We start from the raw sequence: 15,751 nt of genomic DNA, 5'->3' as shown, positions 1-15,751 counted from the left end.
CTGAACATACCGGACTCGTGAAAACAAGCTGACCTGAAGCGGAAATCGGATGAATGGCAGCAGGCATCTGTAACGTCGCCGCGCCGGTTTCTCTCTCTATTCCGACCGGGTTATTGTTTTTATTCGGAGTCGGGTAAGGTTTTGTAGTTTGTAGATAATTGTTGTTATAAGGCCGTCTGAAACTTGATATCCGCCGTTTCAGACGGCCTTTCAAGTTAACGCACCAAAGGTTCGGTGCGCTCAATCAGCCATGCTTTGGCCGCGCCTTCTGTCAAAGGCTCGAGACGGCGGCGCACTTCGGCGTGATATTGGTTCAGCCATTCGATTTCGCTGCCAGTCATCAGTTTGGTATCGATCAGGCGCGTATCGATCGGGCAGAGGGTAACGGTTTCGAAATACAGGAATTTACCAAACTCGGTTTCCTCTGGGTTTTCAATCGGACGGTTGATGACCAAGCTTTCGATACGGATACCCCATTTGCCCGGACGGTAAAGACCCGGCTCGTTGGACGTCAGCATACCTGACTTCATTGCGTGATGCGGTTGCGGTACGGCGGCAACGGCAATGCTTTGCGGGCCTTCGTGCACATTGAGGAAATAGCCCACGCCATGACCTGTACCGTGACCGTAATCGCATTGCGCCTGCCAGAGCGATTTGCGGCAGATGGCATCAATCATCGGGCCTTTGATGTTTTCAGGGAAAATGGTTTCCGCCAGAGAAATATGCGCTTTCAACACCAAAGTGTAGTCGCGTTTCATGGCCGCACTCGGATTGCCGACAGGCACCACGCGCGTGATGTCGGTCGTACCGCCCCAGTATTGGCCGCCGGAGTCAATCAGCAGCATACCGTCGCCTTTGATTTTGCTGTTGTTTTCCGGTGTCGCGCTGTAATGAGGCAAGGCGGCATTGGCATTGTAGCCGGCGATGGTGTCGAAACTTGGCGAAATAAAGCCGGGACGTTGGCTGCGGTGTTTGTAGAGCATGCCGTCGATGTCCAGCTCGCTCAATTCGCCGCCGTCTGCCAAGATTTGTTCAAACTCGGCAAAGAAGCCGCACAATGCCGCGCCGTCTTCCGCCATGGTATTGCGGATATGGGCGATGTCGGCATCGGATTTAACCGATTTGAAGAATGTGCTTGGGTGGATGGCTTCAATCAAACGGACGTCTTCAGGCAGGCGGCGCAAAGTACCGACGGCGGTTTTGTTCGGATCAATCAGCAATGCGCCCTTAACACTTGCCAAGTAATCCGCCGCTTGCGCATAAGGCAATACTTCAAAACCTGCCACTTTCAAGGCTTCGGCAGATTCGGCTTTCAGACGGCCTGCATCGGTAAACAATACGGCTTTGTCTTGACTGATAAACAGATGGGACAAGAACACAGGGTTGAACGGCACATCATCGCCGCGCAGATTGGTAATCCAAGCGATGTCGTCCAAAGAAGAAACCAAATGCGCATCTGCGCCCTGCTCCTTCATAGCCGCACGGATACGAGCCAGTTTTTCGGCCGCAGTTTCGGAAACATAGTCGGGATGGTGAACGTAGATTTCCGGAGTCGGCAATGCAGGACGGTCGTCCCACACTTCGTCCAACAAGGTTTCAGGATATTCGAGGCGGATGTTTTTGGCGGCAAGTGCCTGTTTCAAACCGCGCTCGCCGCTGAGTGCGAACATATCGGCAGGCGCGCCGACCACTGCGCCCTCGGGCAGATTTTGTGCCAACCACTCGGTATAAGGCGCATCAACGCCCATTTTTTGCAGCTCGATGCCGTTTGGCGCAAGCTGTTGGCCTGCCTGTTCCCAATAGCGGCTATCCGTCCACACGCCTGCTTTATCGGCGGTCACCACCAAAGTGCCGGCCGAACCGGTAAAGCCGGAAAAATCACGACGTGCCTGCCAATGCTCGGGCAGGTATTCGGAAAGGTGTGGATCGGCGGAAGGAATGACAAACGCGTCCACGCCATGTTTTTTCATGGCTTCGCGTAAAGCGGACAAACGTTGTTGTACAGATTTCATGTGTTATGTCTCCTGTTGTTTCAGACAGCCTCTGTCATCAAGGCCGTCTGAAAACTTGTGCTGTCTATAATCAATCTATTTTTTCGGTGCGAACGACCAGTTCTTGACTGTGTAGTTCCGTAAAGGGTCTTTGTCGGAATAGCCGATAATATCGGGTTTGACCATACGCACTTCAACCTGATGATACAACGGAATCAGTGTAGCGTCTTCTTGAAGCTGCTTCTCCGCATCGGCATAGAGCTGGCTGCGCGCTTCCTTGCTGACGCCATCTTTCAGCGTATTGTTCATAAATGTGTCAAACGCCGCGCTTTTGTAGCGGAATGCATTGTTTGAGTTGTTGGATTTCAAAATATTGAGCATGCCCGCCGGATCGTTAAAATCGGAACACCAACCACTGAACGAAACCTTGAAATTGCCTTGCGCGCGCGTATCCAAATAAGTTTTCCATTCCTCGTTAGACAAAGTCGGACGGATAAACGGAATGGCAGCTTTCCACACCGACTGCACGGCAGTAATTTGTTTTTTGGATGCTTCGCTGGTGCTGTACAAAATATCGAACTCAAGCGGATGGTCATCGTTGTAGCCTGCTTCGTTCAACAGTTTGCGTGCGGTTTCGATGCGTTTTTCAGGCGTCCACTCTTTCCACTCCGGATAAACAGGAATCACGCCCTGCATTTGCGGCGGCGTCAATTGGAACGCAGGCGTATCGCCACGGCCACCCACTTTGACGACGATGTCGCGGCGCGTCAGCATATTGAGTGCCTTGCGGACGCGCGGATCGTTAAACGGCGCCGCTTCGTGGTTCGGCTCCAAATACCAGCTGCACAAAGAAGTTGTACGTTTCACTTGTCCCGGAAACTCAATATCCGCCACTTTGACCTGATCACTGGGAATACCGTAAGTCACATCAATTTCATTGGCGCGATAACGGTTGTACTCGCCGCTACCTGACAAGAAAACCGCCTTCGGAATGGCCACTTTGTCTTTATCGTAATAATTGGGATTTCGTTCCATATTGATGTGGCTGTTGACTTTCCAATCCGTTAAGAGATAAGCGCCACTGGAAACATACTGACCGGGCTGCGTCCACTTATTGCCATATTTTTCAACAGTGGCGCGGTGAACCGGAAATGTGAATTGCTGAATCAGCATATCGGGAAAATAAGGCACGGGCGCAATCAGCGTAAATTGCAGGGTCTTCGCGTCCAACGCCTTGACGCCCAATGTCTCAGGCTTGGCTTTGCCGTTTAATATATCTTCCGCATTTTCCACTTGGGCATCGACCAAATAGCTGCCGAAAGGTGCGCCGGTGGCCGGATCGGCAAGACGGCGGAAGCTGTACACAAAATCTTCGGCAGTAATCGGATCGCCATTGCTCCATTTGGCATCACGCAGATGGAAGGTCCAAATGCGCTCGCCCTCACTTTCCCATTTTTCCGCCAAAGCAGGAATGGTTTTACCTTCGGCATCCGTACCGACCAAACCATCCATCAACTGACGGATAATCGCACCAGCCGCCATATCGCCGCTCATCTGAGGATCCAGCGTACCCGGCTCAACGCCGTTGCTGACCACCACGCGCTCATAATCGGTACGTTTAAACTCAGGAGCAGGCTTGACATCACGGCTGCACGCCGACAGCGCGAATACGGCAGCCAATGATGCAGCCAACAGCGGATAGGTTTTTCCAGCCATATTTCATTCCTTCTTTTGGGTATTCTTCTTTTTCAGACGGCCTAATTATTCAAGCTACACTAAACTACATTTATTTAGAACTTTTCCAGCATAGTTAAATCATCTATTTCAAACCATGAAAATAGTGTTATAAACCACATATTCCACCAGAATAATAGTGAGCCATCCAAGATTGTTGGCAAATTAACACAAAAATACGTAACTGAAAACTATTTTTCAATTTATCCTACGATAAATTACAAATGTATTGATTTTTTATAATTTGTCAAATAAGATTATCCGAATTCCCCCATCCCCAATTAATAAAAGACATAAAAGGAGAACAAAATGAACAAGTTATCTTGTTTTGTTGCCATTACCCTCATCGGCTCTTCCATGAGCATCGCCCACGCCGAACCTAAAATGAACGGTACCATATACATTATGACCGAGGTCGAACACAACAATAAAACCGGCGTCACCAATACAACCATTTCCGATAAAAGTTCCAGTCTTTATCTCTCCGATGAAGTACGACTCAACAACGACTTATGGCTGAAATGGCAACTTGGCTCCTTTATTTACTTCGATTCCGACCGCTGGGGCGGCTGGGGTACTGCCGACTCATACGTCGCTCTCAACAGCTACAAAAACCTTGGCACCGTCAAAATGGGTTACATCAGTACGCCCATGAACAGCATTTATCTGAACCCGTTCGACACCAACAGCTCGATTTTGGAATTCGGCAAAATTTCCCGCTTCGGCCAACGCCGCGTTTCCATGGCTTATGAGTCTCCTTGGAAAAACGGTTTCCAATTCAAATTCAACGTTTCCCCAGGTTCCAATGCCGCACGCAACAACAACGACTGGAATCCGGATAAAAAACGTGACGGCGACTGGGTCTTCGGCTGGGGTGTAGACTACTACCACCCAAGCAACGGCTTCAAAGCCCACTACGCTGCCGAATACGCACCCAACGACTCTCCGACTGAAACCAAAGACTTCCAAGCCCATGCATTTATGGCCGGATACAGCAAAGACAAAATCTCCGTCGATGCCGCGTTCCAATACGCCAAAAATACTTGCGACGGCTTCAGCTGCTGGGGCGTATGGAAAGATGCGGCAGGAAACGTAGCCGGTTCTTACGACAAAGAAATCAACAACACCAAAGAATTTATGGTGTCCGGCTCATACAAAGTAGGCAATTTCAAACCTCAAATCGGCTTTGCCTACGGTAAAAGCTCTGTCGGCGAAGACTACAAACACGTCGCCGTAAGCACCGATTACAGCTTCTCCAAACGGACAACCGCCACACTCGGCGCCGGCTGGTTGAAAGAAAACGTCAATCCGAAATACGACGAAGATTTGCCGAAAAAATCTTCTTACGCCGTGGGCATGGTATTCAAACACCGCTATTAATGCCTGACAGATTAAAGGCCGTCTGAAACAATTTGTTCAGACGGCCTTTTCTACATCCTATAATTAAACTTGCAGCCCACCTTAAAAATCATTACATTGCCCACACTCAAGCAACAAAAACGTCATCATGAACGCCCACCGCACCCTCATCATCTCCGTTTTTATCGTCGCCAGCTGCGGCCTCGCTTACGAGCTCATCATCGCCGCGCTCGCAAGCTATCTTTTGGGCGACAGTATTTTGCAGTTTTCCTCCGTCATCGGGCTTTATCTGTTTTCAATGGGTATCGGCGCCCACCTGACCCAATACATCAAAGATAAAGACGTATTGCACCGCTTCATCGAAATCGAACTTCTGGTCGGCATCATCGGCGGCATTTCCGCGCTGGCATTATTTGTGGCCTTCGGTTTATCCGCCGCCCCGTTCCGCACCCTGCTCTACGCTTTTGTACTGATTGTCGGCATGGTTGTCGGCATGGAAATTCCTTTGGTCATGCGCGTGTTAAACCAAAAAGGTGCGGAATTTAAAGAACTCGTTTCCAAAGTATTGACCTTCGACTACTTGGGCGCACTCGCCGTCTCGTTATTATTTCCGCTTCTGCTCGCCCCCAAACTCGGCATGGCGCGTTCCGCCTTGTTGTTTGGCATTTTCAACGCCGCCGTCGCCTACCTGACTGCACGCGTTTTCAAATCCGAATTACCCCGCTATCACGCCATCCGTACGCGTGCGTTTATCGTATTGACCGCGCTCATTACGCTCTTCGCCTACGCCGACCGTATCTCTTTCAAAGCCGAACAAAGCTATTTCGGCGATCCCGTTGTCTATCAAAGCCACTCGCCCTACCAACGGCTCGTCGTTACACGCTGGAAAGACGACACCCGCCTCTACATCAACGGCAACCTGCAATTCTCCTCACGCGACGAAGCCCGTTACCATGAAGCACTCGTTCTGCCTGCCATGCAGATGGTTCCTAATGCCGAACGCGTCCTGATTCTCGGCGGCGGCGACGGATTGGCGGCACGCGAAGTCTTGAAATATCCGCAGGTCAAAAATGTTACTTTGGTCGATCTCGACCCCGACATGACCGCCACCTTTAAAACCTCCGCCACCTTGAGCGTGCTCAACCAAGGCTCGCTATCCCATCCCAAAATGCACGTCGTCAACGATGATGCCGCCAAATGGCTGGAAGGGTCGTCTGAAAAATTCGACGTTATTATCATCGACCTGCCCGACCCGTCCAATTTCTCGCTGGGCAAACTCTACTCCGTCCCCATGTACCGCCTCGTTGCCCGTCATCTTGAGCCGCAGGGCAAGATTGTTGTGCAATCGACTTCGCCTTATTTCGCCCCCAATGCCTACTGGTCGGTCGTTGCCACCCTCGAAGCGGCCGGCCTTTCCACCGCGCCTTATCATGTTTACGTCCCCTCCTTCGGCGAATGGGGATTTGTATTAGCAGGCTTCGACCAAAACTTCCCCATTCCGCAAAAATTCGACGTACCCACCCGCTATCTCAATGCCCAGACCGTCGCTGAAATGTTCCGCTTTCCGCCCGATATGGCAAGGCGCAAGGTTGAAGCAAATTATTTGAACAACCAAATTCTCGTCAGTTATTTTGAAAGCGATTGGAACAATGTGATGCGATAAAATATCTAAAGGCCGTCTGAAACATCTGTCTTCTTTTTATCCCCGTTCAGACGGCCTCATTACCCGTTTACCCTTTTTCACACAGCATTTGCTTGAAAAAATAAGGTTTATCTTTATCTAGATAGAAGACAATCGACACTATCCGTTGAATGAAGGAACAAACACTTATGCAGTATTTTGGAATCGGTTTTTTGGTTTTAATCTTTTTGGAAATCATGTCCATCGTCTGGGTTGCCGACTGGCTTGGCGGTGGTTGGACGCTGTTTGTGATGGCTCTCAGCTTTATCAGCGGTATCTTTATGCTGCGCCATACCGGCATCTCCGGCCTTTTGCTCGCAGGCGCAGCCGTCCGTAGCGGACAAAACATTTCCCTCTATCAGATGCTGTGGCCGATTCGCTATACTACCGCCGCGGTTTTCCTGCTCAGCCCGGGTTTTATTTCAACCGCCTTTGCCCTGCTCTTGCTGATTCCGTTTAAAGGCAACGCGGCCGTTTCTTCTACGCAGTCTTTCCAAAACCGCCAAACTTACAGCTCCGCCAAAGATGATGAAGACATTATCGAAGGCGAATACACGGTTACGCGCACCAGCAAAGCCGACAAACCGCAAGACTATATCGAACATAAACCCGATTGACGACTGCCTTCATAACAGGCCGTCTGAATTAGGAATACCTCAAAAGTGTTTCATATTTCAGACGGCCTTAGTCTTTTCCGGGCTTTGAAAATGTAAATATCAGTTTGTAATTCGGTTATTCCGCATAAATCATTTAAAATAAGCAACTATTTTGATTCTAAAAACGACACGGTATCCAATGAACGTTCAACGTCTTTTCCCTCTTTCCCTCAGCTTGATTACCGCCGCTGTTTTATCGGCGTGCGCCACCCAAAACACACCGACTGCTTCGAAAACCGAAACCGTCGTTCAGCCTAAATCCACTTCTATTCCTTCACGCCGCGCTGACAGCGAATCCAAAGTCCTGTCCGATTACAGCCAATACCAAAGCGCCATTGATGCCGCCAAACGCGGTGACGATGCTTGGGTACAACAATTTTTATCCCAAGCCAGCGACAGCGCAATGGCTGAAAACGTCCGCAACGAATGGCTGAAAACCTTGGGCGCGCGCGGCCAATGGGATTTGTTCCGTCAAGAATTCAGTAAATTGAACGCCGCCGGCGTCGCCCAAGAAGTGCAATGTTATGCCGATTTGAGCAGCGGCAATTACAGCAAAGCCGCCGAGCTGGTTCGCGTGACCGGCAAACTACCTGCCGGCTGTACCCGCTTGGTTGAAAGTGCGGCAGCTTCAGGTCGTCTGAACACCAACGACGCATGGCGTCGCGTGCGCGGCTTGTTGAGCAACAGTCAAACCACAGATGCACGCAACCTCGCCGCCGCATTGGGCAGCCCGTTTGAAGGTGGAGCGCAAGGTGCGACCGAATACAGCCTGTTGAGCGTGATCGGCAAAGATGCACGCAAATCCGCTTCTGCCGCCGCTACCCTGTCCGACATGGAATCAGGCCTCAGCCGCGAACAACGCAGCTTCGCATGGGGCGTACTGGGCCACTACCATGCACAAAGCCAAAACATGCCGACTGCTTTGAGCTACTACGGCCGCGTTTCCGACCGCAAGCAACTGACCGACGAACAATTAGAATGGTACGCACGCGCCGCTTTGCGCCTGCAACGTTGGGATGAATTGGCAAGCGTGATTCAGCATATGCCTGAAAAACTGCAAAAAGACCCGACATGGCAATATTGGCTGGGCCGCAGCTTTGCCGCACAAGGCAAAAGCAGCCACGCCAAAGAAATGTACGAAAAAGCCGCCGCTTCCGGCCGCAATTTCTACGCCGTAATGGCAGGTGAAGAACTGGGCCGCCGCATCAATACGCGCAACAACGTTTCCGATGCCGATGCCAGAGACGTCCGCCGCATGAGCGAAGACGGTGCCATCAAACGCGCATTGGTTCTGTTTAAAAACAGCCAAAACAACGGCGACTCCAAAATGCGCCGTCAGGCGCAGGCAGAATGGCGTTTTGCCACCCGCGATTTCAACGAAGACAACCTGCTGACTGCCGCGCAAGTCGCTTTTGACAACCAGTTCTACGACATGGCAATCAACAGCGCCGACCGTACCGACCACAAACTCAACTACAAACTGCGCTATATCTCTCCGTTTAAAGACCTGACCGTCCGCTATGCCGCACAGGCAGGCGTTGACCCGGCATGGGTTTACGGTTTGATTCGCCAAGAGAGCCGCTTTGTCATGGGCGCGCAATCCAGCGTCGGCGCGCAAGGCCTGATGCAGGTCATGCCTGCAACCGCCCGCGAAATCGCCGGCAAAATCGGCATGAGCAGCAGCGAACTCTACACCATGGACGGCAACATCCGCATGGGTACTTGGTACATGGCAGATGCCAAACGCCGCCTGCAAAATAACGAAGTGATGGCCACCGCAGGCTACAACGCCGGCCCAGGCCGCGCCCGCAACTGGCAGGCTTCTTCGCCTTTGGAAGGCGCCATCTACGCCGAGACCATCCCATTCACCGAAACCCGTGATTATGTGAAAAAAGTCATGACCAACGCGACTTATTACGCGTCATTGTTCAACGAACCGCAAACTTCGTTGAAACAACGTATGGGTACGGTTCCCAGCCGCTATTAATACCCGATAGGCCGTCTGAAAAGTGAGACAGAATCAAACGTTCAGACGGCCTGCAACCTTGACAAACTATCGGGTTTATAAGATAATCGCCCGATTGTTTCTGACCGAAAAGGTCACTTGCACGGCAAAAGCCGACTTGTTAGGAGGTGATGTTTACATCACGGCGCGTATCCCGCCCTGCCCTAGGCAAACCAGCGATACAACAACTACCCCATTATGACAAACCGTCCTCTATTTCTTAAAACGGTTTGATTGAACAAAATTTAAAGGAAATAAAATGCCTGCTATTCGTGTTAAAGAGAATGAACCATTTGAAGTTGCCATGCGTCGTTTCAAACGTGCCGTAGAAAAAACCGGTCTGTTGACCGAACTGCGCGCCCGTGAAGCGTACGAAAAACCAACTACTGAACGCAAACGCAAAAAAGCTGCTGCAGCCAAACGTCTGCAAAAACGTCTGCGCAGCCAACAACTGCCTCCTAAAATGTACTAATTACAGGCCTGCCCTGTGATAAACGACACACCGCAAGGGCAGCTTTGTGGTGTGTTTTGTTTTTTCAGGCGGCCTCTTTATATAAAGTGAGAACATTATGAGCCTAAAAACACAATTAACCGAAGACATGAAAACTGCCATGCGCGCCAAAGACCAAGTGTCTTTAAGCACCATTCGCCTGATTAATGCCGCCATCAAACAATTTGAAGTAGATGAGCGTACCGAAGCCGATGACGCAAAAGTCATCTCCATCCTGACCAAAATGGTGAAACAACGCAAAGACAGTGCCAAAATCTATACCGAAGCCAGCCGTCAAGATTTGGCTGACAAAGAAAACGCGGAAATCGAAATCCTCAACCGCTACCTGCCCCAAATGATGTCTGCAGAAGAAATCAAAACTGTCGTTGAAGCAACTATTGCAGAAACCGGTGCATCAGGCATGGCAGATATGGGTAAAGTCATGGGCGTACTGAAAACCCGCCTGACCGGAAAAGCCGACATGGGCGAAGTCAACAAGGTTTTGAAAGCCGCATTGACTGCTTAATCATCAATAATCAAAAAGGCCGTCTGAAATATTATTTTCAGACGGCCTTTCTTATTGTGCTCATCAAGCAGCAGTTACTTTACCTTCATGACGCAACAAAGTAATCAAATCGCTGATACGTTTTTTCATGGAACGGCGATCGACAATTTGGTCGATTGCGCCCTTCTCCAACAAAAATTCTGCACGTTGGAAACCTTCCGGCAAGGTTTCGCGTACAGTCTGCTCGATAACGCGCGGACCTGCAAAACCAATCAGAGCATTCGGTTCTGCCAAAACCACATCACCCAAGAAGGCAAAGCTGGCAGATACGCCGCCCATGGTCGGGTCGGTCAATACGGAAATAAACGGCAGACGTTTTTCAGTCAGCAAATGCAAAGCCGCGCTGGTTTTCGTCATCTGCATCAAAGAGTTCAAACCCTCCTGCATACGCGCACCACCGGAAGCCGCCACGCAAATAAACGAACAATTATCTGCAACAGCACGGCGTACACCCTGAACGAAACGCTCACCCACGACCGAACCCATAGAGCCGCCGATAAAACGGAATTCAAACGCAGCCACCACGACAGGCAGGCCGTTCATGGTGCCTTTCATAACAACCAAAGCATCGTCTTCGCCGGTTGCTTTGCGCGCAGCAGCAAGGCGATCCGGATATTTTTTGCTGTCTTTAAATTTCAGCGGGTCTGTCGGTTTAATATTGGCTGCAATCTCTTCACGGCCTTCTTCATCCAAAAGCAGGTCCAAACGTTCGCGCGCAGAAAGCGGATTGTGATGATTACATTTCGGGCAGACTTCGCTGTTTTGTTTCAACTCGGTTGAGTAAACCGTTGCCGAACAAGACGGACATTTGTGCCACAGACCTTCAGGGACGCTGGACGAACTGCTTCGGTTTTTAATTTTCGGAGGAAGAATTTTATCTAGCCAGCTCATGAATGACTCCTTAGGATTCAGAATTTAGACGGCCAGTTAAACGTAAGGCCGTCTGAAATAATGGAATAAAAAATATTAGCGAATCGCGTCTTTCAACTCTTTAACCAACGCACCTACTGCTTCGGCCTCGCTACCCGCATGGCTTTCAATCTCTTTGACGATACGGCTGCCGACAATAACGGCATCCGCTACCGCACCAATTTTACGCGCATTCTCCGCATTATTGATGCCGAAGCCGACACCAATCGGAATATCGATGTATTTGCGCAAAAGCTCTATTTTACGCGAAACTTCTTCAGTATCCAAACTTGCAGCACCGGTTACACCTTTGAGCGATACATAATACACAAAACCGCCGGCTACTTTGGCAATCGTTTGAATACGCTCCTCAGTTGTTGTTGGCGCAATAAGGAAAATACAATCAATACCTTGCGCTTTCAACGAGTCATGCAAAGGCGCAATGGTTTCTACCGGAGAATCCACGGTCAACACGCCATCTACGCCTGCCTCGGCAGCCGCTTGCGCAAACGCCTGATAACCCATTTTATGTACCGGGTTCAAGTAACCCATTAACACAACCGGCGTTTTATCATTGGTTTGGCGGAACAAGCGTACTGTTTCCAATACATCGCGCAAAGAAACATGATTTGCCAACGCCCTTTCAGCCGCACGTTGAATAGTCGGGCCATCCGCCATAGGGTCAGAAAACGGCACACCTAGTTCCAAAATATCAGCACCATTAGCCACCAGGCTATGCATCAATGCCAAGGTTGTCTCAAGGCTGGGATCACCCACCGTAATATAAGGAATCAGTGCTTTTGCGCCATTGAGCGCTGAGAAAGTTTGTTGGATTCTGCTCATTTTCTGCTATCCATTTCATCGATTTGAATGTTGTCCGGCAGCCTGTTTATTCTGCCGTTACATTTGTTTTAAAAACCTCAGTCTGCCATGAAAAGGCGGTATCTATCCGCATTATCTAATGACTGGTTCTTTCCAATCGGCAAACAAGAGGCTAAGTATAACATTTACGGCTATTTCATAGAATCATTTGCAATCAAGATTCTGATATTTTGAAAGCAATATAAAACAATAAAGGCCGTCTGAAAATCATTCAAACAGCCTTTATTAGAATCAATTATGCAAATCTTTGTATGCCTTCGCACTTTTGATCAGAATTTTCTTATCGATTATAGCTCGACATGGTGATTTTGTTGTTCAGAACCAAGATGACGCTCCAAATCAGACAAAATCTGCATCAGACCATGACGGACTTCTTCTGCATTGGCAGCAGGATTGCCGTTTGCATCCAAAGCACCACGGCTGAACGTATCGATATATGGTTCAAACGTATCTTTCAGTTTCAACAACTTAACCACATCTGAACGCGTATATCGATCGCCACCGTATCCAATCACAACATTATTTTCATGTTGCCATTGGGCAAACTGAGCCGGACTGATTTGCACCAATTGGCACATTTCATCCAACGTAAAATAACGCTTGGCAGGAATAACCGGATTATTGTTGTTTGTCATAGTAATGCTCCACCATGCCTTTAAGTTTTTGGCTGGCATGGAAAGTTACCACACGGCGTGCGGTAATCGGCACTTCTTCGCCTGTTTTAGGGTTACGACCTGGGCGTTGAGGTTTGTCGCGCAATTGGAAATTACCGAAACCGGAAATTTTAATTTCTTCACCACGCGCCAAAGTGCTGCGGATTTCTTCAAAAAAGAGCTCGACGATTTCTTTGGCATCATTCTTGGTGACGTTGCTGACTTTGTCGACCAAAATATCAGCCAATTCTGCTTTAGTTAGTGTCATGTGTTTACCTTCATTCAAACTGGTGCAATTATTACCAAAATTCTTTTAAAAATCAAGTCTTCACCAAAAAATCAAATATTATTGGCAATTTTTGGCGACAACTTTTATCTTAATTTTAAGCGCGAAGCTGTGCGTCTTTTTCGGCTGCCGCTTTAATCATTTTCGCAACCAAAGGCTCGATGACTTCATCTGTCAGCGTGTTTTCCATATCCTGCAAAATAATTTTAACAGCAACGCTCTTCATGCCTTCAGGCACACCCGTACCGCGGTAAACGTCAAACACGCTGATTTCTTGAACCAGCTTGTTCGCCGCCGCTTTCAGGGCATTTAACAAATCATCATGCGTCACAGCTTCAGGCATTACAAATGCCAAATCTCGGCGTGCAGCTTGGAATTTGGATACAGACTGATAACGGGTTTTCTCACGACCCAATACAGTATCCATATCGATTTCAAATACCAGCGGCGCTTGTGGCAAATCATATTTTTGCAGCCATTTCGGATGCAACTCGCCAACAAAACCAACTACTTTGCCGTCTGAAACAATATTGGCGGCACGACCAGGATGCAATGCCGGATGTTCGGTCTTAACAAAGGATACTTCCTTGTTTTTCAAAAGGCTCTCAACATCGGCTTTCATATCGTAGAAATCCACGTTGCGTGTTTTCTCGCCCCATTGCTCAGGCAGCACGGAGCCATACCACAAACCGCCGATACGTTCGTTTTGAACAAATTGATCAGCCGAATCTTTGCTGAACACACGGGCAATCTCAAATACGCGTACACGGTTTTGCTTACGATTCAAATTGTTTTGCAAAACTTCCACCAAACCGCCGATAAGCGTAGAACGCATGACGGCATACTGCGCCGCCAACGGATTTTGCAGGCGGATAGGATTGGTATTGGCAGCAAAGTCTTGCTCCCATTGCTCATCCACAAACGCATAGCTGACCACTTCGCGGTAACCGCGAGCCGCCATTTCGTTATAAACCGCAAAACGAGGGCGTTTGGTTTCAGGCAAGGCCAACATTTTCAGACGGCCTGAAGTATAGTCGTCAGGAATATTCTCATAACCGTAAACGCGGCCGATTTCTTCAATCAAATCGGCTTCGATTTCGATGTCGAAACGGAAGCTAGGAGAAGTAACACGGAAGCCTTCTTCGGTTTTCTCAGGCTGCAAACCCAAGTGTTGCAAGATAATTTCGACTTGCTCGGCAGGGATTTCAACGCCCAATACCGTTTTCAGACGGCCTAAACGCAATTCGACCTGTTTTGCCTCGGGCAATTTGCCTTGTGCTTCAACCATTTCACCGGCTGCACCACCGCAAATCTGCAACACCAATTCGGTAGCACGCTCAATGGCATCAGCTTGCAAGCGGTAATCCACACCACGCTCAAAACGGAAAGAAGAATCCGAACCAAAACCGTATTGACGGGATTTACCCGCAATAATCTCCGGAGCAAACCAAGCAGCTTCCAGTACGATATTTTGCGTGTCATCTGAAACCGCGCTTGCCTCGCCGCCCATCAAGCCGGCCAAGCTCAACGCACCTTTTTCATCAGCGACCACCAGTGTATTGTCAGCCAAAGTAACCGTCTTCTCGTTCAGACACGCCAAAGTCTCGCCATTTTGAGCACGGCGGACAATCAAACTGCCTGACAGCTTGTCAGCATCGAAAACATGCATAGGCTGACCGATTTCCAGCATCACATAGTTGCCGATGTCCACCAATGCGGAAATGCTGCGGATACCGCTGCGTTCCAAACGTTGTTTCATCCAATCGGGAGTAGCCGCTTTCGCATTGACATTTTCAATAACGCGACTGATAAAACGGCCGCAGTCGGCCGGTGCGTCAATACGGACAGCCTGTTTTTTCTCACTGCCGATAAAGGCCGTCTGAATTTCAACAGGCCTAAACGCACATTGAGTCAACGCAGAAACCTCACGCGCAATACCCTTAACGCTCAAGCAATCAGCGCGGTTAGGCGTAATTTTCAACGTAAACAGCGTATCGTCCAAATCCAAGTATTCACGGATATTGGCACCGACAGGCGCATCTTCAGGCAGAATGTGCAGACCGTCTACACCATCATCAGGCAAACCCAGTTCATTGGTCGAACACAGCATACCGTTTGATGGTACGCCGCGCATTTTAGTCGGCTTAATTTTAAAGTTACCCGGCAAAACGGCACCCGGCAACGAACACGGCACTTTAATACCCGGCTTGACATTTGGCGCACCACAAACAATCTGAACCAACTCGCCCGTACCGGCATCAACTTGGGTAACGTTCAAACGGTCTGCATCAGGATGTTTTTCAACAGATTTTACTTCGGCAACAACCACGCCACTGAAAGCAGGGGCGGCAGTATCGATTTCTTCCACTTCCAAACCGGCCATGGTCAAAAGATGTTCCAGTTTATCGGCAGAAAGATCAGGATTGGCTTGAGTTTTCAGCCACGAATAAGGAAATTGCATATTATTTTCTCTACTATCAGGCCGTCTGAAACAAATTTTTATCAGACGAAATCAGTAATATCTATTCACTTTTCAGACG

13 protein-coding genes are annotated in these 15,751 nt (G+C 49.2%); 6 read left to right on the top strand and 7 right to left on the bottom strand.

What is annotated here, in order from left to right:
- Positions 1 to 215: 215 nt before the first annotated feature.
- The gene (locus LPB400_RS05025) at positions 216 to 2,012 is read right to left on the bottom strand and encodes an aminopeptidase P family protein (protein WP_219089608.1); all 1,797 of its coding nucleotides are present in this window, start codon (positions 2,010 to 2,012) and stop codon (positions 216 to 218) included.
- A gap of 75 nt (positions 2,013 to 2,087) precedes the next feature.
- Positions 2,088 to 3,707: an ABC transporter substrate-binding protein gene (locus LPB400_RS05020; protein WP_107810831.1), complete on the bottom strand. Its 1,620-nt coding sequence runs from the start codon at positions 3,705 to 3,707 to the stop codon at positions 2,088 to 2,090.
- A 327-nt stretch (positions 3,708 to 4,034) separates the two neighbouring features.
- On the opposite strand from LPB400_RS05020, the gene LPB400_RS05015 reads away from it, so the two are divergent.
- The 6 genes from LPB400_RS05015 (at position 4,035) to LPB400_RS04990 (ending at position 10,442) form a co-directional block, all read left to right on the top strand.
- Positions 4,035 to 5,105 carry a porin gene (locus tag LPB400_RS05015; protein WP_219089606.1) on the top strand — a complete coding sequence of 357 codons (1,071 nt, stop codon included), beginning with the start codon at positions 4,035 to 4,037 and terminating at the stop codon, positions 5,103 to 5,105.
- 124 nt (positions 5,106 to 5,229) lie between these two features.
- Positions 5,230 to 6,747 (top strand): polyamine aminopropyltransferase, encoded by a 1,518-nt coding sequence (locus LPB400_RS05010; RefSeq protein WP_318839047.1) that lies wholly within the window; start codon positions 5,230 to 5,232, stop codon positions 6,745 to 6,747.
- A 167-nt stretch (positions 6,748 to 6,914) separates the two neighbouring features.
- A complete protein-coding gene (locus LPB400_RS05005) occupies positions 6,915 to 7,382 on the top strand; it encodes an FxsA family protein (protein ID WP_199900395.1) in 468 nt (155 codons plus the stop codon).
- Between the two features lie 178 nt (positions 7,383 to 7,560).
- Positions 7,561 to 9,408: a lytic transglycosylase domain-containing protein gene (locus tag LPB400_RS05000; RefSeq protein ID WP_107792423.1), complete on the top strand. Its 1,848-nt coding sequence runs from the start codon at positions 7,561 to 7,563 to the stop codon at positions 9,406 to 9,408.
- Positions 9,409 to 9,685: 277 nt separating this feature from the next.
- Positions 9,686 to 9,898 (top strand): 30S ribosomal protein S21, encoded by a 213-nt coding sequence (gene rpsU / locus LPB400_RS04995; RefSeq protein WP_003680926.1) that lies wholly within the window; start codon positions 9,686 to 9,688, stop codon positions 9,896 to 9,898.
- A gap of 97 nt (positions 9,899 to 9,995) precedes the next feature.
- Positions 9,996 to 10,442 carry a GatB/YqeY domain-containing protein gene (locus LPB400_RS04990; protein ID WP_070461441.1) on the top strand — a complete coding sequence of 149 codons (447 nt, stop codon included), beginning with the start codon at positions 9,996 to 9,998 and terminating at the stop codon, positions 10,440 to 10,442.
- 63 nt (positions 10,443 to 10,505) lie between these two features.
- Here the strand turns inward: LPB400_RS04990 and accD are convergent, their stop codons facing one another.
- From accD to pheT, 5 genes are all read right to left on the bottom strand, one after another.
- Positions 10,506 to 11,372 (bottom strand): acetyl-CoA carboxylase, carboxyltransferase subunit beta, encoded by an 867-nt coding sequence (gene accD, locus LPB400_RS04985; protein WP_070461440.1) that lies wholly within the window; start codon positions 11,370 to 11,372, stop codon positions 10,506 to 10,508.
- A 75-nt stretch (positions 11,373 to 11,447) separates the two neighbouring features.
- Positions 11,448 to 12,233 (bottom strand): tryptophan synthase subunit alpha, encoded by a 786-nt coding sequence (trpA, locus tag LPB400_RS04980; protein WP_070461439.1) that lies wholly within the window; start codon positions 12,231 to 12,233, stop codon positions 11,448 to 11,450.
- 326 nt (positions 12,234 to 12,559) lie between these two features.
- Complete coding sequence (locus tag LPB400_RS04975; RefSeq protein ID WP_063076401.1) at positions 12,560 to 12,907, bottom strand: hypothetical protein; 348 nt, start codon at positions 12,905 to 12,907, stop codon at positions 12,560 to 12,562.
- Positions 12,891 to 13,193, bottom strand: a complete 303-nt coding sequence (locus LPB400_RS04970) for an integration host factor subunit alpha (protein WP_003680933.1) — start codon at positions 13,191 to 13,193, stop codon at positions 12,891 to 12,893. Before LPB400_RS04970 ends, LPB400_RS04975 begins: the two co-directional genes overlap by 17 nt.
- Before the next feature lie 115 nt (positions 13,194 to 13,308).
- The gene (gene pheT, locus LPB400_RS04965) at positions 13,309 to 15,672 is read right to left on the bottom strand and encodes a phenylalanine--tRNA ligase subunit beta (RefSeq protein WP_107768813.1); all 2,364 of its coding nucleotides are present in this window, start codon (positions 15,670 to 15,672) and stop codon (positions 13,309 to 13,311) included.
- Positions 15,673 to 15,751: the final 79 nt, after the last annotated feature.

The organism is Neisseria perflava (assembly GCF_019334725.1).
GTDB lineage: Bacteria > Pseudomonadota > Gammaproteobacteria > Burkholderiales > Neisseriaceae > Neisseria > Neisseria subflava_A.
This window is presented reverse-complemented; position numbering and strand designations above follow the sequence as displayed.